The following is a 20,605-nucleotide window of genomic DNA, read 5'->3' on the forward strand; positions in this document are numbered from 1 at the left end:
CGCCCGCTCGCCCTGCCCACGGGCTGGCGGGATGCTTGCGCAGCGTGCCATTCTGGCCGGATGACGCGCAGGCATCACCGGGTCGCCGTGCTCGTGCTCGAGGGCGCCAAGCCCCTCGACGTCGGCATCCCCGCACAGGTGTTCACGACCCGGCAGAGCATGCCGTACGAGGTGCGCGCGTGCGGCGCTGCACCGGGACTCGTGACCGGCGGCGACGGCCTCTCGTACCATGTGGCCGACGGACTCGAGGCGCTCGAGTGGGCGGAGACGGTCTTCATCCCGGGCTACCGGCACCCCGACCGCGAGGACCCGCCCGGCTCGGTCATCGATGCGCTCCGCGGCGCGCACGAACGGGGTGCCCGGCTCGCCGCGATCTCGACCGGCGCGTTCGCGCTCGCCGCGACCGGGCTCCTCGACGGACGCCGGGCCACGACGCACTGGCACTACACGAAGGCGCTCGCGGCGCGGCATCCGCTCGTGCACGTCGACGAGAACGTGCTCTTCGTCGACGAGGGGCGCGTGCTCACCTCGGCGGGCGCGGCATCGGGCCTCGACCTGTGCCTGCACCTCGTGCGACGCGACCACGGCGTGGCCCTGTCGAACCACGTCGCGCGGCGGCTCGTCGCGGCGCCGTATCGCAGCGGCGGCCAGGCGCAGTACGTGCCGCGCAGCGTGCCCGAGCCGCTCGGCGCGGTGTTCGCAGCGACCCGTGAGTGGGCGCTGGTGCGCCTCGAGCAGCCCCTCACGCTCGCCGACCTCGCGCGGCACGCGAATGTGTCGCCGCGCACGTTCTCGCGACGCTTCCTCGAGGACACGGGCTCCACCCCCATGCAGTGGATCCTGCGCGCCCGCGTCGACCTCGCCCGCGAGCTGCTCGAGCGCACCGACCTCGGCATCGAGCAGATCGCCGACCGCGTCGGCCTCGGCACGGGCGCGAACCTGCGGCTGCACTTCCACCGCATCCTCGGCACCTCGCCGAGCGAATACCGGCACACGTTCGTGCAGCCGGGGGAGTCGGGGTGATTCGCACCCGCCCCGCTGTGCGCCGTCGTGGCGGACGGGCCGCACGGGTGCGGCGTGCCACAATCCACGCATGGCCAAGGCGGCGCGGAGCGAACTGAAGAGCACCGGATACGAGATCTTCATCGGCGTGCTGTCGATCCTGTCGATCGTCAACCTGGTGCTCATGTACGCCGTCGACGACGAGGCGCTGACGACCGTGATCTGGGTCATGAACGTGCTGTTCAGCGGCATCTTCCTCGTGGACTTCACCTATCGCCTCGCGACCGCGCCGAGTCGCAGCGGGTACTTCTTCCGGCACTTCGGGTGGGCCGACCTCCTCGCCAGCCTGCCGTTCCCGCAGTTCAAGGTCCTGCGCCTGTTCCGCGTGGTCCGCGTCGTCCGCCTCATGCGCCAGGTCGGACCGCGCACCATCTGGCGCACGCTGGTGAAGGATCGGGCCGGGAGCGCGCTGTATGCGCTGCTCCTCATGGGCGTGCTCGTGCTCCAGTTCGGCAGCCTCACGATGCTCTTCCTCGAGGAGCACGCCCCCGGCGCGAACATCACCACCGCGTCCGATGCGCTCTGGTACACGCTGGTCACCATCTCGACCGTCGGCTACGGCGACTACTACCCGACCACCAACCCCGGCCGGATCGCCGGCGTCGTCATCATCATCGTGGGCGTGGGCATCTTCGGCACCTTCACCGGCTACCTGGCGAACCTGTTCCTGGCTCCGCGGAAGGAGGATGCCGACGAGCCAGCGCCCGCATCGGGGACTGATGCTGAGGCTGGTGCGGCTGCGAATGCCGCAGACGGGACCACGCTCGACGAGATCCGCGCGTTGCTCACCTCGTCGGAGGCGAACCTCGAGTCGATCAAGCTCCTGCTGGGCGGCCCCGACCGGCCCGCGGCCTGATCGTCGGACACTGCTCCGGATGCCGCCGGCGCGCCATGATGGGACGGTGGCGACGCGGCTCCTCCTCATCTCCGACACCCACGTGCCCGCTCGGGCCCGGCGGCTGCCCGACGACGTGTGGCGCGCGATCGACGACGCCGAGGTCGTGGTGCACGCGGGCGACTGGGTGGACGTCGCCACGCTCGACGCGATCGAGGCGCGGGCCGCGCGGCTCGTGGGCGTGGCCGGCAACAACGACGGGCCCGAGCTGCACAGGCGGCTGGGCGAGTTCGGCCGGTTCGAGGCGGGCGGCGTGCGGTTCGGCGTCGTGCACGAGACGGGCGCCGCGGGTGGCCGCGAGGCGCGCATGGATGCCGCGTACGCCGGCCCCGATGCATCCGACGGGATGGACGTGCTCGTGTTCGGGCACAGCCACATCCCGTGGGACACGACGACGCCCCATGGCATCCGACTGCTCAATCCCGGCTCGCCGACCGACCGGCGCCGGCAGCCGATGTGCACGATGATGACGGCGCTCGCCGACGCCGGGGTGCTGCGCGACGTGACGCTCGTGCCCGTGTCGCGCTGAGCGGATGCCGCCGCAGGGCGGCGCAGGCATGGCGCGAAGCTTGCGCACACTGTCGTTCCAGCCACTCGCCCGCAAGCAGCCGAACGACGATGGTGGAGGGGAACGAAAGGATCCACCCTTCATGACTCGCATCGCCGTCAACGGATTCGGCCGCATCGGCCGCAACGTGCTCCGCGCCCTCCTCGAGCGCGACTCCGACCTCGAGGTCGTCGCCGTGAACGACCTCACCGACCCCAAGGCGCTCGCACAGCTGCTGCGCTTCGACAGCACCGGCGGCCGGCTCGGCCGCCCCGTCGAGGTCGACGGCGACACGCTCGTCGTCGATGGTCGCCGCATCAAGGTGCTCGCCGAGCGCGACCCCGCGAACCTGCCGTGGGCCGAGCTCGAGGTCGATATCGTGCTCGAGTCGACGGGCCGGTTCACGTCGAAGCAGGCCGCGTCGGCGCACCTCGACGCGGGGGCCAAGAAGGTGCTGGTGAGCGCACCGGCCGACGGCGCCGACGTCACCCTCGCCTACGGCGTGAACACCGAGGCGTATGACGCATCCGCCCACACGATCATCTCGAACGCCTCGTGCACCACGAACGCGCTCGCCCCGCTCGCCAAGGTGCTCGACGACCTGGCCGGCATCGAGCACGGGTTCATGACGACCGTGCACGCCTACACGCAGGAGCAGAACCTGCAGGACGGCCCGCACCGCGACCCGCGTCGCGCTCGCGCCGCCGGCGTGAACATCGTGCCGACCACGACCGGCGCCGCGAAGGCCATCGGCCTCGTCCTGCCGGGCCTCGACGGCAAGCTGTCGGGCGACTCGATCCGCGTGCCCGTGCCCGTCGGCTCGATCGTCGAGCTCAACACGACGGTCGCCCGCGACGTCACCGTCGATGAGGTGCTCGCCGCTTACCGCGCGGCGGCCGAGGGGCCGCTCGCCGGCATCCTCGAGTACTCCGAGGACCCGCTGGTGTCGTCGGACATCACGGGGAACCCGGCCTCGTCGATCTTCGACGCCGCGCTCACCCGCGTCGACGGCAAGCACGTCAAGGTCGTCGCCTGGTACGACAACGAATGGGGTTTCTCGAACCGCGTGATCGACACGCTGGAGCTGCTCGCACAGGGCTGATCGGGCGCGATAAGCGGATGCCGCGGCGGCAGCGTCGCGGCATCCGCTGCGTCGTCCCCGACGCCCGGCCGTGCGGTTGGCGGGATTTCGCGCGCAGTCGGCAGGCGCAGGTCGGCCGCTGTCGGCGGCAGCCGCCAGAATGAGCTGGTGACTCGTCGTGGGCTGATCCTCTTCGTCGCGCTCGGCATCGCGTGGGGCATCCCCTACCTGTTCATCAAGGTCGCGGTGAGCGAGCTCGATCCCGGCATGGTGGTCCTCGGGCGGTCGGCGCTGGCCGCAGTACTGCTGCTGCCGCTGGCGTTCTTCCGCCGCGAGGTCTGGTCGGTGGTGCGTCGGTGGAAGCCGATGCTCGCCTACACGATCGTCGAGATCATCCTCCCGTGGTACTTCCTCAGCTCGGCCGAGCAGCACCTGCCGTCGTCGACCGCGGGCCTGCTGCTCGCCACGGTGCCGCTCGCCGGCGTGGCGATCGCGTTCCTGATGGGGCGCCCCGAGCGGCTCTCGCGCGTCAACTGGCTCGGCATCGCCCTCGGCATGCTCGGCGTCGCGGCCCTCGTCGGCCTCGACATGGCCGGATCCGACCTCATCGCCGTCGCACAGATGGCGGTCGTGGTGGTCGGCTACGCGCTCGGTCCGGCGATCCTGTCGCGGTGGATGTCCGATTTGCCGGGCGTCGGCGTCGTCGCCGTGTCGCTCGCGGCAACCGCCGTCGTGTACGTCCCGTTCGTGCTGTTCACCGGCGGGTGGCCGACCGAGGTGCCGTCCACGGCGGTCATCGTGTCGGTCATCGTGCTCGCGGTGGTCTGCAGCGCACTCGCGTTCCTGCTCATGGTCGGCCTCGTCGCCGAGATCGGGCCGGTCAAGGCGACCACGATCACCTACGTCAACCCGGCGGTCGCGATCATCGCCGGCGTGGTGGTGCTCGGCGAGCGGGTCACGATCTGGACCATCGTCGGGTTCGCGCTCGTGCTCGCCGGCTCCTACCTGGTCACGCGGAAGCGGCACGACGCCGTCGTCGCCGAAGGGGCCGAGGCCGCCGCGGCGGAGCAGACGGGCGCCGAGTCGACGTCGGCCGAGCAGACGGGCGCCGAGCGGGCGACGTAGTCGGCTGGTTCTTGCCCGTGTCGGCGGTGCCCGACACCATGGGGTCATGGACGCCGAGCCGATCACTCCCGAGCAGTTCCACGCGGCCGCGGGCGTCGACGACTGGCGGGTGCTGTTCTGGGGCGCGCACGCGTTCTTCCGGGCGACGTCGTACGCGCAGGGCGCCGCCCTCGTCGCCACGATCGCCGAGCTGGTGGCGCCCACCCGGCACGACCCCGACGTCGACCTGCGCCGCGAGGGCGTCGCGGTGAAGCTCATCACCCGCGGCATCCGGGACCTCAGCGAACACGATGTCGACCTGGCGCGTCGTATCTCGGAGGCGGCGGGCGACCTCGGCCTCGAGGCCGACCCGTCGGTGCTGCAGGTCGTGCAGACCGCCGTCGCCTCGCCGCCGTCGGCCGAGGTATCCCCGTTCTGGGCCGCGGTGCTCGGCTACGTGCGGCCGAACGACACGCATCTCGTCGACCCGCTGCGGCGCAACTCGTCGTTCTTCCTCCAGCCCGAAGACCGGGTCGCCCCCGGCCGCGGCCGCATCCACGTCGACGTGTGCGTGCCCCACGACCAGGTCGAGGCCCGCATCGCGGCTGCGCTCGCCGCCGGTGGTCGCCTCGCCGACGACTCGAACGCGCCCGAGTGGTGGACGCTCGCCGACGCCGAGCAGCACGGCGTCGACGTGACGACGTGGTGGGGGCGCGACAGCACGCGCCTCGAGGAGGCGCGCGACGGCTGACGCTCGACCGCCGACCGCCCCTGTGCGCGTCAGTCGGGAAGCCCGGCCACGAGCTCCTCGAAGACCGCACGCACGTCGTCGTGCTTCGCGAGCGGCGCCGACTGGCCCATCCACAGCGACTGCAGGTCGCCCCGCCCCTGGCGCACGGCCTCAGCGCGGAACTTGCCCGTCAGCCAGTTCTGCACCGGGAACGGCGCGATGGTGCCGGATGCCTCGATCTCGCGCACGACCCGGTTGCGCGCTCCCCGGGCGAGCCGACCGCTCATCGCGCGGGTGAGCACCGTCTCATGGGCCGCGGTGCTGCCGATCGCCGCACGGTGCGCGTCGTTCGTGGCCGACTGCCGCGTGCGGAGGAACGCCGTGCCCACCTGCACGCCGGCTGCGCCGAGGGCGATGGCCGCGGCGACGCCCCGCCGATCCGCGATGCCGCCCGCCGCGATGACCGGCACGGACACCGCGTCGGCCACCTGCGGGATCAGTGAGATCGACCCGATGAGCGACTGCTCGGCCGGACGCAGGAACGACACCCGGTGCCCGCCGGCCTCGAGCCCGGTCGCCACGATCGCGTCCACGCCGCTCGTCTCGAGGGCGACCGCCTCGTCGACCGACGTCGCCGTGCCCACGAGACGGATGCCGCGCGCCCGCGCGCGCTCGACCACCTCGGCGGGCGGCACGCCGAACACGAAGCTCGCCACCGCAGGGCGTGCCTCGAGCACGGCGGCCCACTGCTCCTCGAACGACGGGAGGTACGCGGCCGGCGGCTCCGTCGGCACGGGCAGGCCGACCTCGTCGAAGTACGGGCGCAGTGCGCCGACCGCCGCCGCGAACCCACCAGGTGCGAGCGGTGCGTCGGCCGCGGCATCCGCCTCGATGGGCAGCCACACGTTGAGGTTGAACGGTCGGCTCGTCGCCGCACGGATCGCCGCCGCGGCCTCGCCGATTCGGCCCGCGTCGAACCCGTAGAGGCCGAACGAGCCGAGCCCGCCGAGCCCGCTCACCGCCGCGGTGAGTTCGACCGACGACAGCCCGCCGAAGGGGCCGAGCACGATGGGGTGGTCGATGCCGAGCATCGTCGTGAGCTCGGCCGAGCGATCCGTCACGTCAGTCCTCCGGTCTCTCCGTCCACGGTGCGCCGGGCACCGCAGTTCCAGCAGGTGCCGCCCTCGATGAGCGCGCCGCACTCGGCGCAGGTCGCGGCCAACCAGCACACGGCCCCGTCGAGCTCTCCGCCGTGGCGAGGCTCGTCCTGCTCGGGGTCGGGTCGCATGATTCCACGCTACGCCCGCGGACGCGACCCCGGCCGAGACGAGTTTCCCGGCGATGTCGATCTGCCGCGGCATCCGTTCGACGTCCAGAATGAGAGGCGGACCGCCCGCCTCGAACGATCAGCGAAGGAACCATCATGCGCACCCTCATCGTCACCGAGTTCATCACCCTCGACGGCGTCGTCGACTCGCCCGGCGGCGGCGAGCACCCGCGGGCCGGCTGGACCTTCAAGGAGGTGCCGTTCGTCGCGGACGCCTACGAGATCAAGGGCCGCGAGCAGGTCGAGGCGGGCGCGATGCTCATCGGCCGCCAGAGTTACGACGAGTTCGCGCCGGTCTGGCCGAAGATGGCGGAATTCGAGGACTACAACGCCATGCCCAAGTACGTCGTCTCGACCACGCTCAGCGATCCCGAGTGGAACAACACCTCGGTGCTGCGATCGCTCGACGAGGTGGCTGAGCTCAAGCAGGGCGACGGCGGCAACATCCTCGTGCACGGCAGCCCGACGCTCGCGAAGGCGCTGGGCGAGGCCGGCCTCGTAGACCGCTATCACCTGCTCGTCTTCCCCGTCGTGCTCGGCGAGGGCAAGCGCCTCTTCAGCGGGCACGAGCAGGGCACGCTCAAGCTCGTCGAGCACGAGGCCTACTCGAACGGCGTGGTGAAGTCGGTCTTCGACGTCGAGCACTGAGCCCGTGCGCGGGTGACCTCACCTGAGCCGAGCGGATGCCGCGGGCGCGGGCTCGCGGCATCCGCTCAGCGCTGCGCCGGCGGCGCCACCGAGTCCCGCTCGATGAGGTGCTGGGGCAGCGTGCGGGTGACGACGGGCCCGCCGTCGCCGCCGATGCGCCGGATGAGCAGGCGCGCCGCCTCGGCACCGATCTCGTGGATGGGCTGCGCCATCACCGTGACCGCGGGCGTCGTCACCGCCGTCCAGTCGGCGTCGTCGAACGCGACGAGCGACAGGTCGTGAGGGATGCTGCGGCCGAGGGCTCGGGCGGCACGGAAGACTCCGAGCGCGATGAGGCTGTCGGAGGCGACGATGGCGGTGATGCCGCGGTCGCGGTCCTCGAGGAGGCGCCGGGCGAGCGGCTCGACGCCCTCCTGCCGGGCGTTCAGGTGCACGAATGACTCGGGGTCGGGCACGCCGGCGCCGTCGAGCGTCTCGATGAAGCCCTGCACGCGGTCGGCGACCGAGGACGAGCCGAGCGCGTCGCCGCGACGGTAGCCGCCGGGGTGGCGGATGGTCGAGATGAACGCGATGCGACGGTGGCCGGCCGCGGTGAGCAGGCCCGTGAGCTGTGCGGCGCCGCGATGGTTGTCGGCGATGACGGTGTCGACCTCGAGGTCGGGCGCGGCCCGGTCGAAGAGCACGAGGGGGCGGCCGGCGTCGATGATCGTGCGCAGGTTGTCGAGGTCGACGGATGACGCGGGCGCGACGAGCAGCCCGTCCACGCGCTTGGCCAGTTGCACGCCGATGGCCTTCTCCTCGGTCTCGGCCTCCTCGTCGGAGTTCGAGAGGATCAGGTCGAATCCGGCGGCGTTCGCGACATCCGCCGCCCCCCGCGTGGCCTGGGCGAAGAACGGGTTCTCGATGTCGCCGACGACGATGCCGAGCGTGTTCGAGCGGCCGGTGCTCATGGTGCGGGCCAGCGCATTGGGGCGGTAGCCGAGCTGTTCCGCGGCCGCCTGCACGCGGTCGCGCACGGCCTCGCTGACCGCGCCGTAGTCGCCGAGCGCGCGTGCGGCCGTGGCCTTGGAGACCTTGGCCGCGGCCGCGACGTCGCTCACGGTCACCTCGCGTCGGCCGTTGCCGTTCGCCTGGCCGTGGCCGTTGGGGGGTTCGCCCACCGCTCCTCCAGCAAAAGTGAGAAAAGTGTTGACGCGAGCGGGAATCGTCGCGTACTGTCCCAGAAAACGCATTGAGACCGGTCTCAACCTACCGGATTGAGACCGGTCTCAACAAGATCAGATCCACACGGCCGTGATTCGCAGCACGCGAAGCCGCCAGGCCGCAACGGGATACCCGCAACCGCAGCACCGCACGACAATCACCGCAACGAGAGGATCATCGTGATCAACCGCACCACCTTCCGCCGGGCCGGCATCGCCGCCGCGGCCGCGGCGGCCGCCCTCGCCCTCGCCGCCTGCTCCTCGGCCGGCGCGAGCACGGGCGGCGCGTCCGCCGAGGACAACCCCTACCACCTCATCACCCCGGGCCAGATCCGGGTCGCGAGCCTCGGCGACGCGAAGCCCTACACGTTCACCGACGAGAACGGCGAATTCACGGGGTTCGACGTCGAGCTCTTCACAGATGTCGCCGACCGTATCGGCATCGACGACGTCGTGTTCACCGGCCAGGACTTCTCGGGCCTGCTCTCCGCGGTCGCCAACGGCCAGTTCGACGTCGGCGTCGCCGCCATCGGCATCACCGATGAGCGCAAGCAGACCGTCGACTTCTCCGACGGCTACCTCGCGGGCTACCTCACCGTGATGTCGAGCCCCGACGCGAACATCTCCGACGAGGACGACCTGGCCGGCAAGCGGCTCGGCGTCGTGCAGGGCACCCTGCAGGAGGCGTACGCGGTGAAGCACTTCACCGACACGGAGCTCGTGCGCTTCCCCGACAACAACGCCGCCATCTCGGCCGTGAACAGCGGCGCGATCGACGCCCACTTCCTCGACTACGAGGCGGCGAAGGAGTACTCGGCGCAGTACGGGCTCGAGAACGCCATCGACATCCCCTCCTTCGACGCGCCCGCCGGGTTCGCCATCGCGAAGGGGAACACCGAGTTCAAGGCGGCACTCGACGAGGCGCTCGCCGCCGCCATGGAGGACGGCACGTGGAAGGAGCTCTACCAGAAGTGGTTCCCGGGCTCGCCGATGCCCGAGCAGTACCTCCCCAAGGCCGAGCAGACCTCGGCTCCGACCGAGTCGGAAGCCCCGGCACAGTAGCCGGGCCCGCGGTGCGGGTCGGCCGTCGGCCTCGCACGTCGGCCCGGTCGGCCCGCACCGCCCCACCCCTCCTCTGAAGGAAGCGAACCATGGACTGGCTCGACAACATCATCACGACCTTCTTCGACTTCGATGCGATGCTGCAGGTGCTCCCGCAGCTGTTCGCCGTCGGACTCGTCAACACGTTGGTCATCTCGATCTGGGCGACCGTCATCGGCATCGTCCTCGGCATGGTCATCGCCATCATGGGCATCTCGCCCTCGCGGTGGCTGCGGATCCCCGCGCGCATCTACACCGACATCTTCCGCGGACTGCCCGCGATCCTCACGATCCTGCTCATCGGCCAGGGCTTCGCCCGGTTCAGCCAGCAGATCTTCGGGCCCTCGCCGTACCCGCTGGGCATCCTGGCCCTCAGCCTCATCGCGAGCGCGTACATGGGGGAGATCTTCCGGGCCGGCATCCAGAGCGTCGACCGCGGTCAGCTCGAGGCCTGCCGGGCCCTCGGCATGAGCTACGGCAAGGCGATGCGGCTCGTCGTCGTGCCGCAGGGTGTCCGCCGGGTGCTCCCCGCCCTCGTCAACCAGTTCATCGCCATCGTGAAGGACTCGAGCCTCGTGTACTTCCTGGGGCTGCTGGTGTCCGAGCGCGAGCTGTTCCGCGTCGGGCAGGATGCCGCGGTGCTGACGGGCAACCTGTCGCCGCTCGTCGCGGCCGGCCTGTTCTACCTGGCCATCACCGTTCCGCTCACGCACCTCGTGAACTACTTCGACAACCGCTTCCGCACCGGACGGCGCAAGGCCGCGCCGCCGAAGAGCGGCCTCGACGAGGTCGAGGAGCAGAACCCGACTCCGACGCTGACCTACGGAGAGAACTCATGACCTACACGTCCCCGATGCCCGTCACCGATGGACACTTCTACGCGGGCTCGAGCCTCGAGCTCATCGACCTCACCATGGCGTACGGCGAGATCGACGTGCTCCGCGACGTCAGTCTCACGGTCGCGCCGGGCACGACGACCTGCATCATCGGGCCCTCGGGTTCGGGCAAGTCGACGCTGCTGCGTGGCGTGAACCGCCTGCACGAGCCGAAGTCCGGCGACGTGCGACTCGCCGGCGAGAGCGTGCTGACCCAGAAGCCCGACGCCGTGCGCAAGCGCATCGGCCTGGTCTTCCAGCACTTCAACCTCTTCCCCGACCACACGGCGGAGCAGAATATCGCACTCGCCCTCCGCAACGTGAAGGGCCTTTCGAAGGCCGAGTCGGTGCGCATCGCCCGCGAGCGACTCGACGAGGTGGGGCTCGCCGAGCGCGCCGACCACCGGCCCCGCGACCTGTCCGGCGGCCAGCAGCAGCGCGTGGCGATCGCCCGGGCGCTCGCCATGGAGCCCGAGGTCATGCTCTTCGACGAGGCCACGAGCGCCCTCGACCCCGAGCTCGTGAAGGGCGTGCTGAACCTCATGGCGGGCCTCGCACAGCGCGGCATGACCATGCTCGTCGTCACCCACGAGATGGGCTTCGCCCGCAAGGTCGCCGATCAGGTCGTCTTCATGGACGAGGGTCGCGTGGTCGAGTCCGGCAAGCCCGGCGACCTCTTCGACCGTCCGCAGAGCCCCCGCCTGCAGCGCTTCCTCTCGGAGGTGCTGTGATGACGGATGCCGCGCGCCGCCCGATCCGCGCGGCCGTCATCGGCTTCGGCGTCTCGGGCCGCATCTTCCACGCGCCGTTCCTCGCGGCGAGCCCCGACTACTCGCTCGACGTGATCGTCACGCGCGACCCGTCGCGGCGGGCGGCGGCCGCGGCGCGGCATCCGCTGGCCCGGGTCGTCGCGACGCCCGAGGAGCTGTGGGCGGATGCCGCCGAGCTCGACCTCGTGGTGATCGGCTCGCCGAGCGGCACGCACGCCGCCCTCGCCGATTCGGCTCTCGACGCCGGGCTCGACGTGGTCGTCGACAAGCCGTTCGCCGTGACCGCGGAGGAGGGTCGTGCACTCATCGCGAAGGCCGAGCGCCTCGGCCGGCGCCTCACCGTGTTCCAGAACCGGCGGTGGGACGGTGACTTCCTCACCCTGCGCGAGCTCGTCGGTGCGGGCGCGCTCGGCGAGGTGCGCCGCTTCGAGTCGCGGTTCGAGTGGTGGCAGCCCGAGCCGGCCGCGTCGTGGAAGACGGAGGCGACGGCCCGCGAGGGCGGCGGCATCCTCTACGACCTCGGCACGCACCTCATCGACCAGGCGATGCAGCTGTTCGGGCCGGTGTCCGACCTGTACGTCGAGCTCGCCCGCCGCCGGCGCGAAGCCGCGGCCGACGACGACGTGTTCCTCGCGCTCGAGCACGCGTCGGGCGTCACCTCGCACCTGTGGATGAGCGCCGTCGCGCCCCTCTTCGGACCGCGGTTCCACGTGCTCGGCTCACGCGCCGGCTACGCGACCTGGGGGCTCGACGTGCAGGAGCCGTCGCTGCTCGCCGGCGCGCTGCCCACCGATCCCGGGTTCGGTGAGACGCCCGAGGCACGCTGGGGCGTGCTCGGCGCCGACGGCGACACCCGCCCGGTGCCGACGAAGCGCGGCGACTACGGCGAGTTCTACCGGCTGCTCGCGGTCGCCCTGCGCGACGGCGGCCCGCTGCCGGTCGACCCGGCCGACGCCGTCGCGGTGCTCGAGGTGATCGAGCACGCGCACGCCGCGGCATCCGTCACCGCCTGACGCCCGTCACCGCCTGACGCCCGTCACACGACCTGACTTCATGACAAGGAAGAGAACCATCAGCATGCCCACCACACAGTCCACCCGCGTCGTCGTCATCGGCGGGGGCATCCTCGGCGCCTCGACCGCCGCGCACCTCGCCAGAGGCGGCGCCCAGGTGACACTCGTCACCGCCGGGTCGCTCGCCGACGGCGCATCCGGCCGCTCGATCGCCTGGCTGAACTCGTCGGGCGACCGCTCGGCCGAGTACCACTACCTGCGCCTGCTCGCGCTGGACCGCTACCGCACGTGGAGTGTGCGCCACCCCGAGAGCCGGGCGTACCTGCGGTTCGACGGCGCACTGAAGTGGGCCGCGCCGGGCGAGAGCTTCCGCGAGACCTTCGGGTTCGAACGCGCCGGCGGCTACGACGCCGTCTGGATCGACCGTGCCGACGTGGCCGCGATCGCGCCTGACGTGAACCCCGACGCGGTCGCCGACGAGGGCGCGATCTTCAACCCCGGCGAGGGCTGGGTGAGCCTGCCCGACCTCATCGCGGCGCTGGTCGAGGAGGCCATGGCCGACGGCGCGCGCGTGATCGAGCACGCCGGCGACGCCCGCGTCAACGTGCAGGACGGCTCGGCGACCGGCGTGGTCCTCGGCGATGGCACGCGGGTCGCGGCCGACCGGGTCGTGCTCGCGACGGGTCCCGCGGTGCCGGCCCACCTGGCGACCCTCGGGGTGACGGTTCCGGATGCCACGCCCGCGGCGTTCGTGCTCTTCACCGACCCCGTGGACGTCGAGGTGACGACCGTGCTGAACACGCCGCGCGTCGCGATCCGCCCGACGCCCGACGGCCGGCTCGTGCTCGACGCCGACTGGGCGGAGCAGTCGATCGTCGTCGGTGACGACGGCGCGCTCACGGTACCCGAGGAGTCGGTCCAGGGGCTGCTCGACGAGGCCTCGAAGGTGCTCGCGGCCAACCCGCGGCTGACCGCGCAGCGAGTCGGCGCCGGCCTGAAGCCGATCCCGGGCGACGGCGAGCCGGTCGTGGGCGCGGTGCCCTCGGTCGACGGCCTGTACGCCGTCTTCACGCACTCGGGCGCGACGCTCGGGCTCATCCTCGGCGAGCTCCTCGCCGAGGAGATCCTCACCGGATCGCCGTCGCCGGTGCTGACGTCGTTCCGTCTCGACCGGTTCGGGGCAGATGCCGCGCCTGCGGCCGTGCCGACCGGCGCGTGGGCGCCGGTGCCGCAGCGGTAGGGGCGCGAGGTCACGCCACGGCGATGATGGTGGAACCCCGCACCCGAGTGCCGGGCGCGAACGCCTCTGCGGCGTCGGCGAGCGATCGGACGGCGCCGACGAGGGGCTTCAGCCGCCCGTCCTGCAGGCGCCGGGCCAACTCGGCGAGCTGGGCTCGGTCGGGCTCGACGACGAAGAAGATCGCCTGGCCGTCCTCCGGTTGACGGGGTGGCGGGGCCGCGATGGTGATGATCCGCCCCCCGGGTCGCAGGACGTCCAGGGACCGCTCGAAGACCTCGCCGCCGATGACGTCGAACACGAGGTCGACCGGGTCGAAGGCCTCCAGCCGGTCGGACTCCAGGTCGACGAACTCGTCGGTACCGAATGCGAGGACCGAGTCCTCGTGCTCGGCGCGCCCGGTTCCGATGACCCGCGCGCCGACCTCATGTGCGAGCTGGACGGCGATGGAACCGACCGCACCACCGGCCCCGTGGATCAGCACGGACTGTCCCGTCTCCAGGCGGCCGTGCTGGAACAGCCCCTGCCACGACGTGAGTCCCGAGATGGGCACGGCGGCCGCCGTGACGAAGTCCACGTTCGCGGGCAGGGGAGCGAGGTTCCGCGCCTCGACCGCGGTGTACTCGGCGAGCGCGCCGTTGCGCGTCCAATCCGCCAGCCCGAACACGCGCTGCCCGACGGTGAGCCCGGTGGTGCCGTAGCCGAGCTCGGCCACGACCCCGGCGAGTTCGTGGCCCGGCACGCTCGGCGTGCGGTCGCGTCCGGCGCGGTCGGTCCAGGTCGCGGGCCAGGTGAGTTCGCCGGTCGTGAATCCCGCAGCGTGCACGCGCACGATGACGTCGTTCTCGGCGGCGTGCGGGTGGGGGAGGTCGGTCAGGGTCATGCCCTCCACGCCCTGGCCCTGCTCGGTCACGATGACGGCCTTCATGAGATCCTCCTCCGGCTGCGCTGTCCGTCGTCTCGCTCTGTAATGGGTCGGCGGGCGAAAGCTCGAACGCTACTCCGCGGCTGCAGCGGCGGCAATGACCGCGGGCGCGCGCGTCACTCGAGCCGAAACAGTTTCTCCTCCCCGAAACCGGTGCCGAAGTGCCGAAGTGCCGAAGTGCCGAAGTGCCGAAGTGACACCATCGCGCGGCATCCGTCGTCACACCCCGACGGCGTCGTACGCGGGCAGCGGCACGTCGTGCCGGCTGCTCATGGCCTTCTCGACGACCGTGAGCAGCGGCCGGCGCGCCGACAGGCGGATGTAGCCGTGCAGCACCCGGATGCCGAGGCGCGACTTCGGGGTCGCGAACGAGCCCGATCCGGGCGGCAGCTCGCGTCCGGCCTCGATGTGCGGCGCCATCTCGCGCTCGTACGCCTGCAGCGACTCGACGGCCTGGCCGTCGGGGCGGCGGCCGAGCTCGCTCGCGAGGAGGTACGCGCCGATGAGCGCGAGCGCGGTGCCCTGGCCGCTGAGCGGGGAGGTGCAGTAGCCGGCGTCGCCGAGCAGCACGACGCGACCGCGCGAGAGCTCGGGCATGTGCACCTGCACGAGCGCGTCGAAGTAGAACTCCGACGTGGTGTCGAGTGCCGCCGAGAGCGCCGGCAGATGCCACACGCCGTCGGCGAGGGCCGAGCGCACGAGCTGCTTCTGGGCTTCGACGTCGCGGCGGTCGGGGAGGTCGTGCTCGCCGAACCACGTGACGATCGCCTTCGAGCGTCCGGGTGCGGCATCCGGCCGGATCATCACCATGCGGCGCCCCGGCAGGATGTCCATGAGCGACCAGCCGTCGAGGGGCTCGGGCTCGGGCACGTCGAAGAACGAGGTCACGCCGCCGAGCGAGCGCACGTAGTCGGCCTCGGGCCCCCACACGAGACGACGCACCTTCGAGTGCAGGCCGTCGGCGGCCACCACGAGGTCGAACCGCTCGGGGCCGCCATGCTCGAACGCCACGTCGACGCCCGTGTCATCGAGGGAGAGCGACGCGATCGACTCCCCGAATCGCAGGTCGACACGCCCGGCGACGATCTCGAAGAGCACGCGGGTGAGGTCGCCGCGCAGGATCTCGAGGTCGGCGACCGGGCCCTGGCCGCCGAACATCTCGACGCCGAGCTCGGCGAGCGTGCGGCCGCGGTCGTCGACGTAGCGCATGCCGCGCTGGGGGAGCTGCGCGGCGGTGATCGCCTCGAGCAGGCCCAGGCGTGCAGCCGCCTCGCGCGAGGTACCGCGCAGGTCGACGAGCTGCCCGCCCGGCCGCAGGTCCGGGGCGAGTTCGACGACCGTCACGTCGTGTCCGCCGTCGCTGAGTGCGTGGGCCGCGGTCAGGCCGGCGATGCCGCCGCCGGAGATGAGCACCTTCATGATTCCTCCTCGGAGCCGTTCGCCGCGTTTGCGGCTGAGCTTGATAGTACGGGCGTATGAGACGTATGTCTAATACAAATGTACAAACTCCGATATGATGGATCCCATGGGCAATCGTGAGGACCTGCTGGACGGCGCACGGCGCTGCATCATCGAGAAGGGCTACGCCCGCACCACGGCGCGCGACATCGCGGGTGCGGCCGGCGTGAGCCTGGCCGCGATCGGCTACCACTTCGGCAGCAAGGAGGCCCTCATGTCCGAGGCGCTGCTCGGCACCGGCATCCAGATCGGCGACGCACTGGATGTCGCGCTGCGAGGCGCCCCGAAGGCCGAGCTGCTCGGACGCATCTGGGATGCGTCGCTCACGGCGTTCAGCGACCAACGGCAGCTCCTCGCCGCGAGCATGGAGAACCTCGCCCAGATCGACCGGATCCCGGTGGTCGCCGAGCGGCTGCGGGCCGCGCAGTCAGGCGCGGTCGACGGCATCGCCGAGCTGCTCGCCGAGGAGCTTCCCGGACTCGGCGACGACGACCTGCGAGCGCTCGCCGCGTACTACTTCGCGCTCGTGAACGGCCTGGCCGTCGTGTGGCTGATCGACCCGTCCATCGTCCCGTCGGGTGCGCAGCTCACCCGGCTCCTGCCGCCCCCGAGCGACGTGGTCGACGCGTAGGAGCACACAGCGCGTCGAGCCGCCGGCCCTTCGATCGCGTGCAGGGCTTGACGCGCGGACTCCTCGCGGGTGAGGATTGAGACGATTCATCGAGAAAGCGCTTTCCCGCGCCTGTCTCGATGGAGTCGCCCGCGGCGAGCACGGACGCTGCCGACCAGCACAGCACACGATCGAAGGAGATCCACGTGGGTCCACACGTCCGAACTGCCCGCGCGCGGCCGATCATCGCCGCGCTCGCCGGCGCCGCGCTCGTCGCCGGCGCCGCCCTGACCGCCGCCCCGGCCGTGGCCGCCGAATCCGACGTCGACCTCGCCTTCGACTTCGGCGGTCCGGCCACGCCGGTCGCAGCCGGCTGGATCGGCGTCCACCCCGGCACCGCCTACTCCGCCGCTGCGGGCTACGGCTTCACGACCGCACCTGCCTCGAACGGCTTCCGCGACCGCGGCGGCGACGACCTCATGGCGCGCGACTTCACGATCGGGAACACGCAGGCGTTCGCCGTCGACGTGCCGAACGGCACCTACGAGGTCACGACGTGGGCCGGCGACCTCATCGCCAGCAACGGCACGAACTTCGACATCGAGGGCACCGCCTATGCAGGCCCGCGCACCACCACCGGCAACGTGCACGAGGCGTACTTCCCCGCGATCCAGGTCGCCGACGGGCAGTTGAGCATCCGGGTGACGGGTGGCGACGGGCGCATCAACGGCATCCGTGTGCAGACGCCGCTGGCCGCACCCGCGGGGCTCGCGGCATCCGCCGTCGACGCGACGGACGAGACGATCACGCTCGGCTGGCAGCCGGTTCCGGATGCCACGGGCTACACCGTGTTCCGCTCCGCGCCGGGCGGCACCCTGGCCGAGATCGGCACGGTGCCCGCGCCCGCCGACGGGGCGGCTCCCGCCTTCGAGGACGCCGACGTCGAGCTCGGCGAGAGCTACGACTACGCCGTCGCCACCCTCAAGGGCGACCGCGCGTCGCGCCAGTCCGACCGCGTGACCGTCGCCGTCGTCGACGCGAGCGTGCCCCTGCCGGCCGTGCCCACGGGCATCGCGACGACCGCGATCGACCGCAACTCGGTCACCCTCGCGTGGGCCGACGCCGGCGACGCCGTGCAGTGGAAGGTGTTCCGCTCGACGCGGGCCGACATCCCGTTCGAGCAGGTGGCGACGGTCAGCGAGCCGACCTTCACCGACACCGACGTGCTGACGACGCGGCCCTACCTCTACCAGCTCGTCGCGCAGAACGCGGGCGGTTCGTCCGCGGCATCTGGTGCGTACGCCACCGAGGTGGCGACCACGCTCGTGCGCCAGGTCGAGTATCTCGACCGCGCGCCCGTGGCCGTGAAGACCGACGACGGCGTCTACCTCGGCTGGCGGCTGCTGGGTCTCGACGACCGCGACCTCGGCTTCAACGTGTATCGCGACGGCGTCCGGATCACCGACGAGCCCATCACCGACACGACGAATTACGTCGACGCCGACGGCACCGCCGACTCGACCTACCTCGTCACCGCGCTGCAGGGCGAGGGCGACACGGCCCGCGAGGTCACCGTCGCCGACGACTTCGGCGTGTGGAGCGACCAGTTCCTCGACATCCCGCTGACCAAGCCGGCCGACGCGGTGCTGCCCGACGGCAAGACGGTCACCTACTGGCCGGGCGACGGCACGGTCGGCGACGTCGACGGCGACGGGGAGTACGAGCTCGTCTTCCTCTGGAACCCGTCGATCTCGAAGGACAACTCGCAGTCGGGCTACACCGGCAAGGTGTACGCCGAGGCCGTGGAATTCGACGGCACGAGCCTGTGGCGCATCGACCTCGGCGTGAACATCCGCGCCGGAGCGCACTACACGCAGCTCGAAGTGTTCGACTTCGACGGCGACGGCCGCTCGGAGGTCGCGTTCAAGACGGCCGACGGCACGGTCGACGGCGTCGGCAACGTGATCGGCGACGCGACGAATGACTACCGGAACGCGTCGGGCTACATCCTGAGCGGGCCCGAGTACCTCACGGTCTTCGATGGGCAGACCGGCGCGGCGATCGACACCGTCGACTACAAGCCCGGCCGAGGGTCGGTCAGTGCGTGGGGTGACGCCTACGGCAACCGGGTCGACCGGTTCCTGGCGGGCGTCGCCTACCTCGACGGTGAGCACCCCTCGCTCGTCACGAGCCGCGGATACTACACTCGCACGGTCATCGTGGCGTGGGATCTCGTCGACGGCGAGCTCGTCGAGCGCTGGACGTTCGACTCCAACGTGGCCGGCAAGGAGTACGAGGGCCAGGGCAACCACCAGTTCGTGCCCGCCGACGTCGACCGCGACGGCCTCGACGAGATCGTGTTCGGGGCGCTGACCATTGACGACGACGGCACGCCCCTCTACAACACGAAGCTCGAGCACGGCGACGCGCTGCACGTCGGCGACTTCGTCACCGACCGTGCCGGCCTCGAGGTGTTCGGCGTGCACGAGCACCCCGCGGGCAACGGCGGCGTCATCGCGTCGATGCGCGACGCCGAGACCGGCGAGGTCATCTGGTCGAACTCGGGCGACAAGGACACCGGACGCGGGACCGCGGGCGACATCGACCCGAGCCACCCCGGGGCCGAAGCGTGGAACATCGGCGGCGACTACGCCTGGAATTCGCCGACCGGCACCCTGAAGTCCGCCTCGGGCGAGGTGCTGTCGACCGACATCCCGGCGGCGAACTTCGTCACCTGGTGGGACGGCGACCTCCTGCGCGAGATCACCGACCACGACTACTCCGAGGCGAACGCCTCGGGCGTGCCGACGATCTCGAAGTGGGACCCGGCGGCCGAGAAGGAGGTCGAGCTGCTGCGCCTCGACGGCACCCTCACGAACAACACCACCAAGGGCAACCCCGTGGTGCAGGCCGACCTGTTCGGCGACTGGCGCGAGGAACTCGCGGTGCGCCTGGCCGACGGCAGCGGCATCCGCATCTACACGACGACGGATGCCACGGACACGCGCATCCCGACGCTGATGCACGACGCGCAGTACCGCGTGGGCGTGGCGGGGCAGAACTCGGCGTACAACCAGCCGCCGAACCCGTCGTTCTTCATCGGCGAGGGCATGGCCGAGCCGCCGGCGGCGTCGATCGCGTACGTCGGCGCTCCGGCTGCCGACGAGACCGCGCCCGTGGTCGCCGGACTCCCGTCGGGCACGGTCGTGGCGGACGCCCCGCTGCAGTTGGCCGTCACCGCCGACGACCCCGAGAGCGGCATCCGCTCGCTCGAGGTGACGTTCGACGGCGAGGCGGTCGCGCCCGACGCGGCGGTGGATCTCACCGGGCTCGCCGGCGAGCGCACCGTCACGGTGCGGGCGATCAACCACGCGGGGCTCGTCACCGAGTCGTCGAGCACGATCCTCGTCGTGCCCGCCGACGGCGCGGCATCCGCCCCGGGTCGTGGCACGCTCTCGAACACGAGCGGCTGGGAGTACGGCCTGCACGACGGCACGTACGACGTGGTCATGAACCTGTGGCGGGGCACGCCGGGCAGCATCTTCCGCCTCTACGAGAACGGCGTGCTCGTGGCGACGAAGGTGCTCGGCGACACCGCCGGCATGAGCCAGACCACGGGCGTCTCCTTCGAGGGCAAGCCGAACGGCACCTACGTCTACACGGCGGAGCTCATCAACTCCAAGGGCTCGACGGCGACGACGTCGACGACGGTCAAGGTGACGGATGCCGCGCCCGGCACGCCCGTCGTCAGCACCGACCAGCGCAAGGGGGCGAGCTCCTTCACGGCCACCGCCAACCTCTGGTGGGGCACGAACGCGACCTCCTACCGCTTCGAGCTCGACGGGGTCGTCGTCGGATCGGGGTCGCTCGTCGCGGCCACCCCGTCGGCACAGGTCGCCTCGGTAAAGCTCTCGGGCGTGGCATCCGGTGCGCACACGCTCGTCGCGGTGTTCGCGAACGCGAACGGCGAGACGGCGTCGAAGCCGGTCACGGTGACGGTGAAGTAGCGGCTGCTCATCC

At 71.5% G+C, this 20,605-nt stretch carries 19 protein-coding genes; 14 read left to right on the forward strand and 5 right to left on the reverse strand.

Features of this window, described 5'->3' with window-relative positions; genetic code table 11:
* The first annotated feature begins 60 nt into the window (after positions 1-60).
* From AC1DZA_RS01150 to AC1DZA_RS01175, 6 genes are all read left to right on the forward strand, one after another.
* The gene (locus tag AC1DZA_RS01150; RefSeq protein ID WP_476771369.1) at positions 61-1,023 is read left to right on the forward strand and encodes a GlxA family transcriptional regulator; all 963 of its coding nucleotides are present in this window, start codon (positions 61-63) and stop codon (positions 1,021-1,023) included.
* A 70-nt stretch (positions 1,024-1,093) separates the two neighbouring features.
* A complete protein-coding gene (locus AC1DZA_RS01155; RefSeq protein ID WP_476761322.1) occupies positions 1,094-1,918 on the forward strand; it encodes a potassium channel family protein in 825 nt (274 codons plus the stop codon).
* A 46-nt stretch (positions 1,919-1,964) separates the two neighbouring features.
* On the forward strand, positions 1,965-2,486 hold the full coding sequence (locus AC1DZA_RS01160) for a metallophosphoesterase family protein (RefSeq protein ID WP_476761321.1): 522 nt from the start codon (positions 1,965-1,967) through the stop codon (positions 2,484-2,486).
* Between the two features lie 121 nt (positions 2,487-2,607).
* Entirely contained in the window at positions 2,608-3,606 is a 999-nt protein-coding gene (gap, locus tag AC1DZA_RS01165) for a type I glyceraldehyde-3-phosphate dehydrogenase (protein ID WP_476761320.1), read from the forward strand.
* Between the two features lie 147 nt (positions 3,607-3,753).
* The gene (locus AC1DZA_RS01170; protein WP_476761319.1) at positions 3,754-4,710 is read left to right on the forward strand and encodes a DMT family transporter; all 957 of its coding nucleotides are present in this window, start codon (positions 3,754-3,756) and stop codon (positions 4,708-4,710) included.
* 46 nt (positions 4,711-4,756) lie between these two features.
* Complete coding sequence (locus AC1DZA_RS01175) at positions 4,757-5,440, forward strand: VOC family protein (RefSeq protein ID WP_476761318.1); 684 nt, start codon at positions 4,757-4,759, stop codon at positions 5,438-5,440.
* A 29-nt stretch (positions 5,441-5,469) separates the two neighbouring features.
* Here the strand turns inward: AC1DZA_RS01175 and AC1DZA_RS01180 are convergent, their stop codons facing one another.
* Positions 5,470-6,510, reverse strand: coding sequence for an NAD(P)H-dependent flavin oxidoreductase (locus AC1DZA_RS01180; RefSeq protein WP_476761325.1), 1,041 nt, complete (start codon positions 6,508-6,510; stop codon positions 5,470-5,472).
* 26 nt (positions 6,511-6,536) lie between these two features.
* Positions 6,537-6,707, reverse strand: a complete 171-nt coding sequence (locus AC1DZA_RS01185; protein ID WP_476761317.1) for a hypothetical protein — start codon at positions 6,705-6,707, stop codon at positions 6,537-6,539.
* A gap of 135 nt (positions 6,708-6,842) precedes the next feature.
* On the opposite strand from AC1DZA_RS01185, the gene AC1DZA_RS01190 reads away from it, so the two are divergent.
* Positions 6,843-7,394 (forward strand): dihydrofolate reductase family protein, encoded by a 552-nt coding sequence (locus AC1DZA_RS01190; RefSeq protein ID WP_476761316.1) that lies wholly within the window; start codon positions 6,843-6,845, stop codon positions 7,392-7,394.
* A gap of 65 nt (positions 7,395-7,459) precedes the next feature.
* On the opposite strand, the gene AC1DZA_RS01195 is transcribed toward AC1DZA_RS01190, so the two are convergent.
* Positions 7,460-8,554 (reverse strand): LacI family DNA-binding transcriptional regulator, encoded by a 1,095-nt coding sequence (locus tag AC1DZA_RS01195; protein ID WP_476761315.1) that lies wholly within the window; start codon positions 8,552-8,554, stop codon positions 7,460-7,462.
* A gap of 225 nt (positions 8,555-8,779) precedes the next feature.
* Here AC1DZA_RS01195 and AC1DZA_RS01200 point away from each other — a divergent pair, with 225 nt between their 5' ends.
* The 5 genes from AC1DZA_RS01200 (at position 8,780) to AC1DZA_RS01220 (ending at position 13,595) form a co-directional block, all read left to right on the forward strand.
* Positions 8,780-9,658, forward strand: a complete 879-nt coding sequence (locus tag AC1DZA_RS01200; protein ID WP_476761324.1) for an ABC transporter substrate-binding protein — start codon at positions 8,780-8,782, stop codon at positions 9,656-9,658.
* Positions 9,659-9,747: 89 nt separating this feature from the next.
* A complete protein-coding gene (locus AC1DZA_RS01205) occupies positions 9,748-10,536 on the forward strand; it encodes an amino acid ABC transporter permease (protein WP_476761314.1) in 789 nt (262 codons plus the stop codon).
* Positions 10,533-11,303, forward strand: a complete 771-nt coding sequence (locus AC1DZA_RS01210) for an amino acid ABC transporter ATP-binding protein (RefSeq protein WP_476771370.1) — start codon at positions 10,533-10,535, stop codon at positions 11,301-11,303. Before AC1DZA_RS01205 ends, AC1DZA_RS01210 begins: the two co-directional genes overlap by 4 nt.
* Complete coding sequence (locus tag AC1DZA_RS01215) at positions 11,303-12,355, forward strand: Gfo/Idh/MocA family protein (protein WP_476761312.1); 1,053 nt, start codon at positions 11,303-11,305, stop codon at positions 12,353-12,355. The genes AC1DZA_RS01210 and AC1DZA_RS01215 overlap by 1 nt, the downstream gene beginning before the upstream one ends.
* A 64-nt stretch (positions 12,356-12,419) precedes the next feature.
* Positions 12,420-13,595 carry an NAD(P)/FAD-dependent oxidoreductase gene (locus AC1DZA_RS01220; RefSeq protein WP_476771371.1) on the forward strand — a complete coding sequence of 392 codons (1,176 nt, stop codon included), beginning with the start codon at positions 12,420-12,422 and terminating at the stop codon, positions 13,593-13,595.
* A 10-nt stretch (positions 13,596-13,605) separates the two neighbouring features.
* Here the strand turns inward: AC1DZA_RS01220 and AC1DZA_RS01225 are convergent, their stop codons facing one another.
* Entirely contained in the window at positions 13,606-14,520 is a 915-nt protein-coding gene (locus tag AC1DZA_RS01225) for an NADP-dependent oxidoreductase (RefSeq protein ID WP_476761310.1), read from the reverse strand.
* A gap of 216 nt (positions 14,521-14,736) precedes the next feature.
* Entirely contained in the window at positions 14,737-15,936 is a 1,200-nt protein-coding gene (locus AC1DZA_RS01230) for an FAD-dependent monooxygenase (RefSeq protein WP_476761309.1), read from the reverse strand.
* A gap of 106 nt (positions 15,937-16,042) precedes the next feature.
* Here AC1DZA_RS01230 and AC1DZA_RS01235 point away from each other — a divergent pair, with 106 nt between their 5' ends.
* Together AC1DZA_RS01235 and AC1DZA_RS01240 are read left to right on the forward strand one after the other, a co-directional pair.
* Positions 16,043-16,606: a TetR/AcrR family transcriptional regulator gene (locus tag AC1DZA_RS01235; protein ID WP_476761308.1), complete on the forward strand. Its 564-nt coding sequence runs from the start codon at positions 16,043-16,045 to the stop codon at positions 16,604-16,606.
* 185 nt (positions 16,607-16,791) lie between these two features.
* On the forward strand, positions 16,792-20,592 hold the full coding sequence (locus AC1DZA_RS01240; RefSeq protein ID WP_476771372.1) for a rhamnogalacturonan lyase family protein: 3,801 nt from the start codon (positions 16,792-16,794) through the stop codon (positions 20,590-20,592).
* Positions 20,593-20,605: the final 13 nt, after the last annotated feature.

This window comes from Agromyces sp. P2_B3 (genome assembly GCF_056404815.1).

Coding starts and splice junctions, on each gene's coding strand:
- AC1DZA_RS01205 (WP_476761314.1), top strand. CDS start 9,748: ATGGACTGGCTCGACAACATCATCACGACCTTCTTCGACTTCGATGCG.
- AC1DZA_RS01225 (WP_476761310.1), bottom strand. CDS start 14,520: ATGAAGGCCGTCATCGTGACCGAGCAGGGCCAGGGCGTGGAGGGCATG.
- AC1DZA_RS01230 (WP_476761309.1), bottom strand. CDS start 15,936: ATGAAGGTGCTCATCTCCGGCGGCGGCATCGCCGGCCTGACCGCGGCC.
- AC1DZA_RS01220 (WP_476771371.1), top strand. CDS start 12,420: ATGCCCACCACACAGTCCACCCGCGTCGTCGTCATCGGCGGGGGCATC.
- AC1DZA_RS01235 (WP_476761308.1), top strand. CDS start 16,043: ATGGGCAATCGTGAGGACCTGCTGGACGGCGCACGGCGCTGCATCATC.
- AC1DZA_RS01175 (WP_476761318.1), top strand. CDS start 4,757: ATGGACGCCGAGCCGATCACTCCCGAGCAGTTCCACGCGGCCGCGGGC.
- AC1DZA_RS01150 (WP_476771369.1), top strand. CDS start 61: ATGACGCGCAGGCATCACCGGGTCGCCGTGCTCGTGCTCGAGGGCGCC.
- AC1DZA_RS01190 (WP_476761316.1), top strand. CDS start 6,843: ATGCGCACCCTCATCGTCACCGAGTTCATCACCCTCGACGGCGTCGTC.
- AC1DZA_RS01180 (WP_476761325.1), bottom strand. CDS start 6,510: ATGCTCGGCATCGACCACCCCATCGTGCTCGGCCCCTTCGGCGGGCTG.
- AC1DZA_RS01155 (WP_476761322.1), top strand. CDS start 1,094: ATGGCCAAGGCGGCGCGGAGCGAACTGAAGAGCACCGGATACGAGATC.
- AC1DZA_RS01210 (WP_476771370.1), top strand. CDS start 10,533: ATGACCTACACGTCCCCGATGCCCGTCACCGATGGACACTTCTACGCG.
- gap (WP_476761320.1), top strand. CDS start 2,608: ATGACTCGCATCGCCGTCAACGGATTCGGCCGCATCGGCCGCAACGTG.
- AC1DZA_RS01185 (WP_476761317.1), bottom strand. CDS start 6,707: ATGCGACCCGACCCCGAGCAGGACGAGCCTCGCCACGGCGGAGAGCTC.
- AC1DZA_RS01215 (WP_476761312.1), top strand. CDS start 11,303: ATGACGGATGCCGCGCGCCGCCCGATCCGCGCGGCCGTCATCGGCTTC.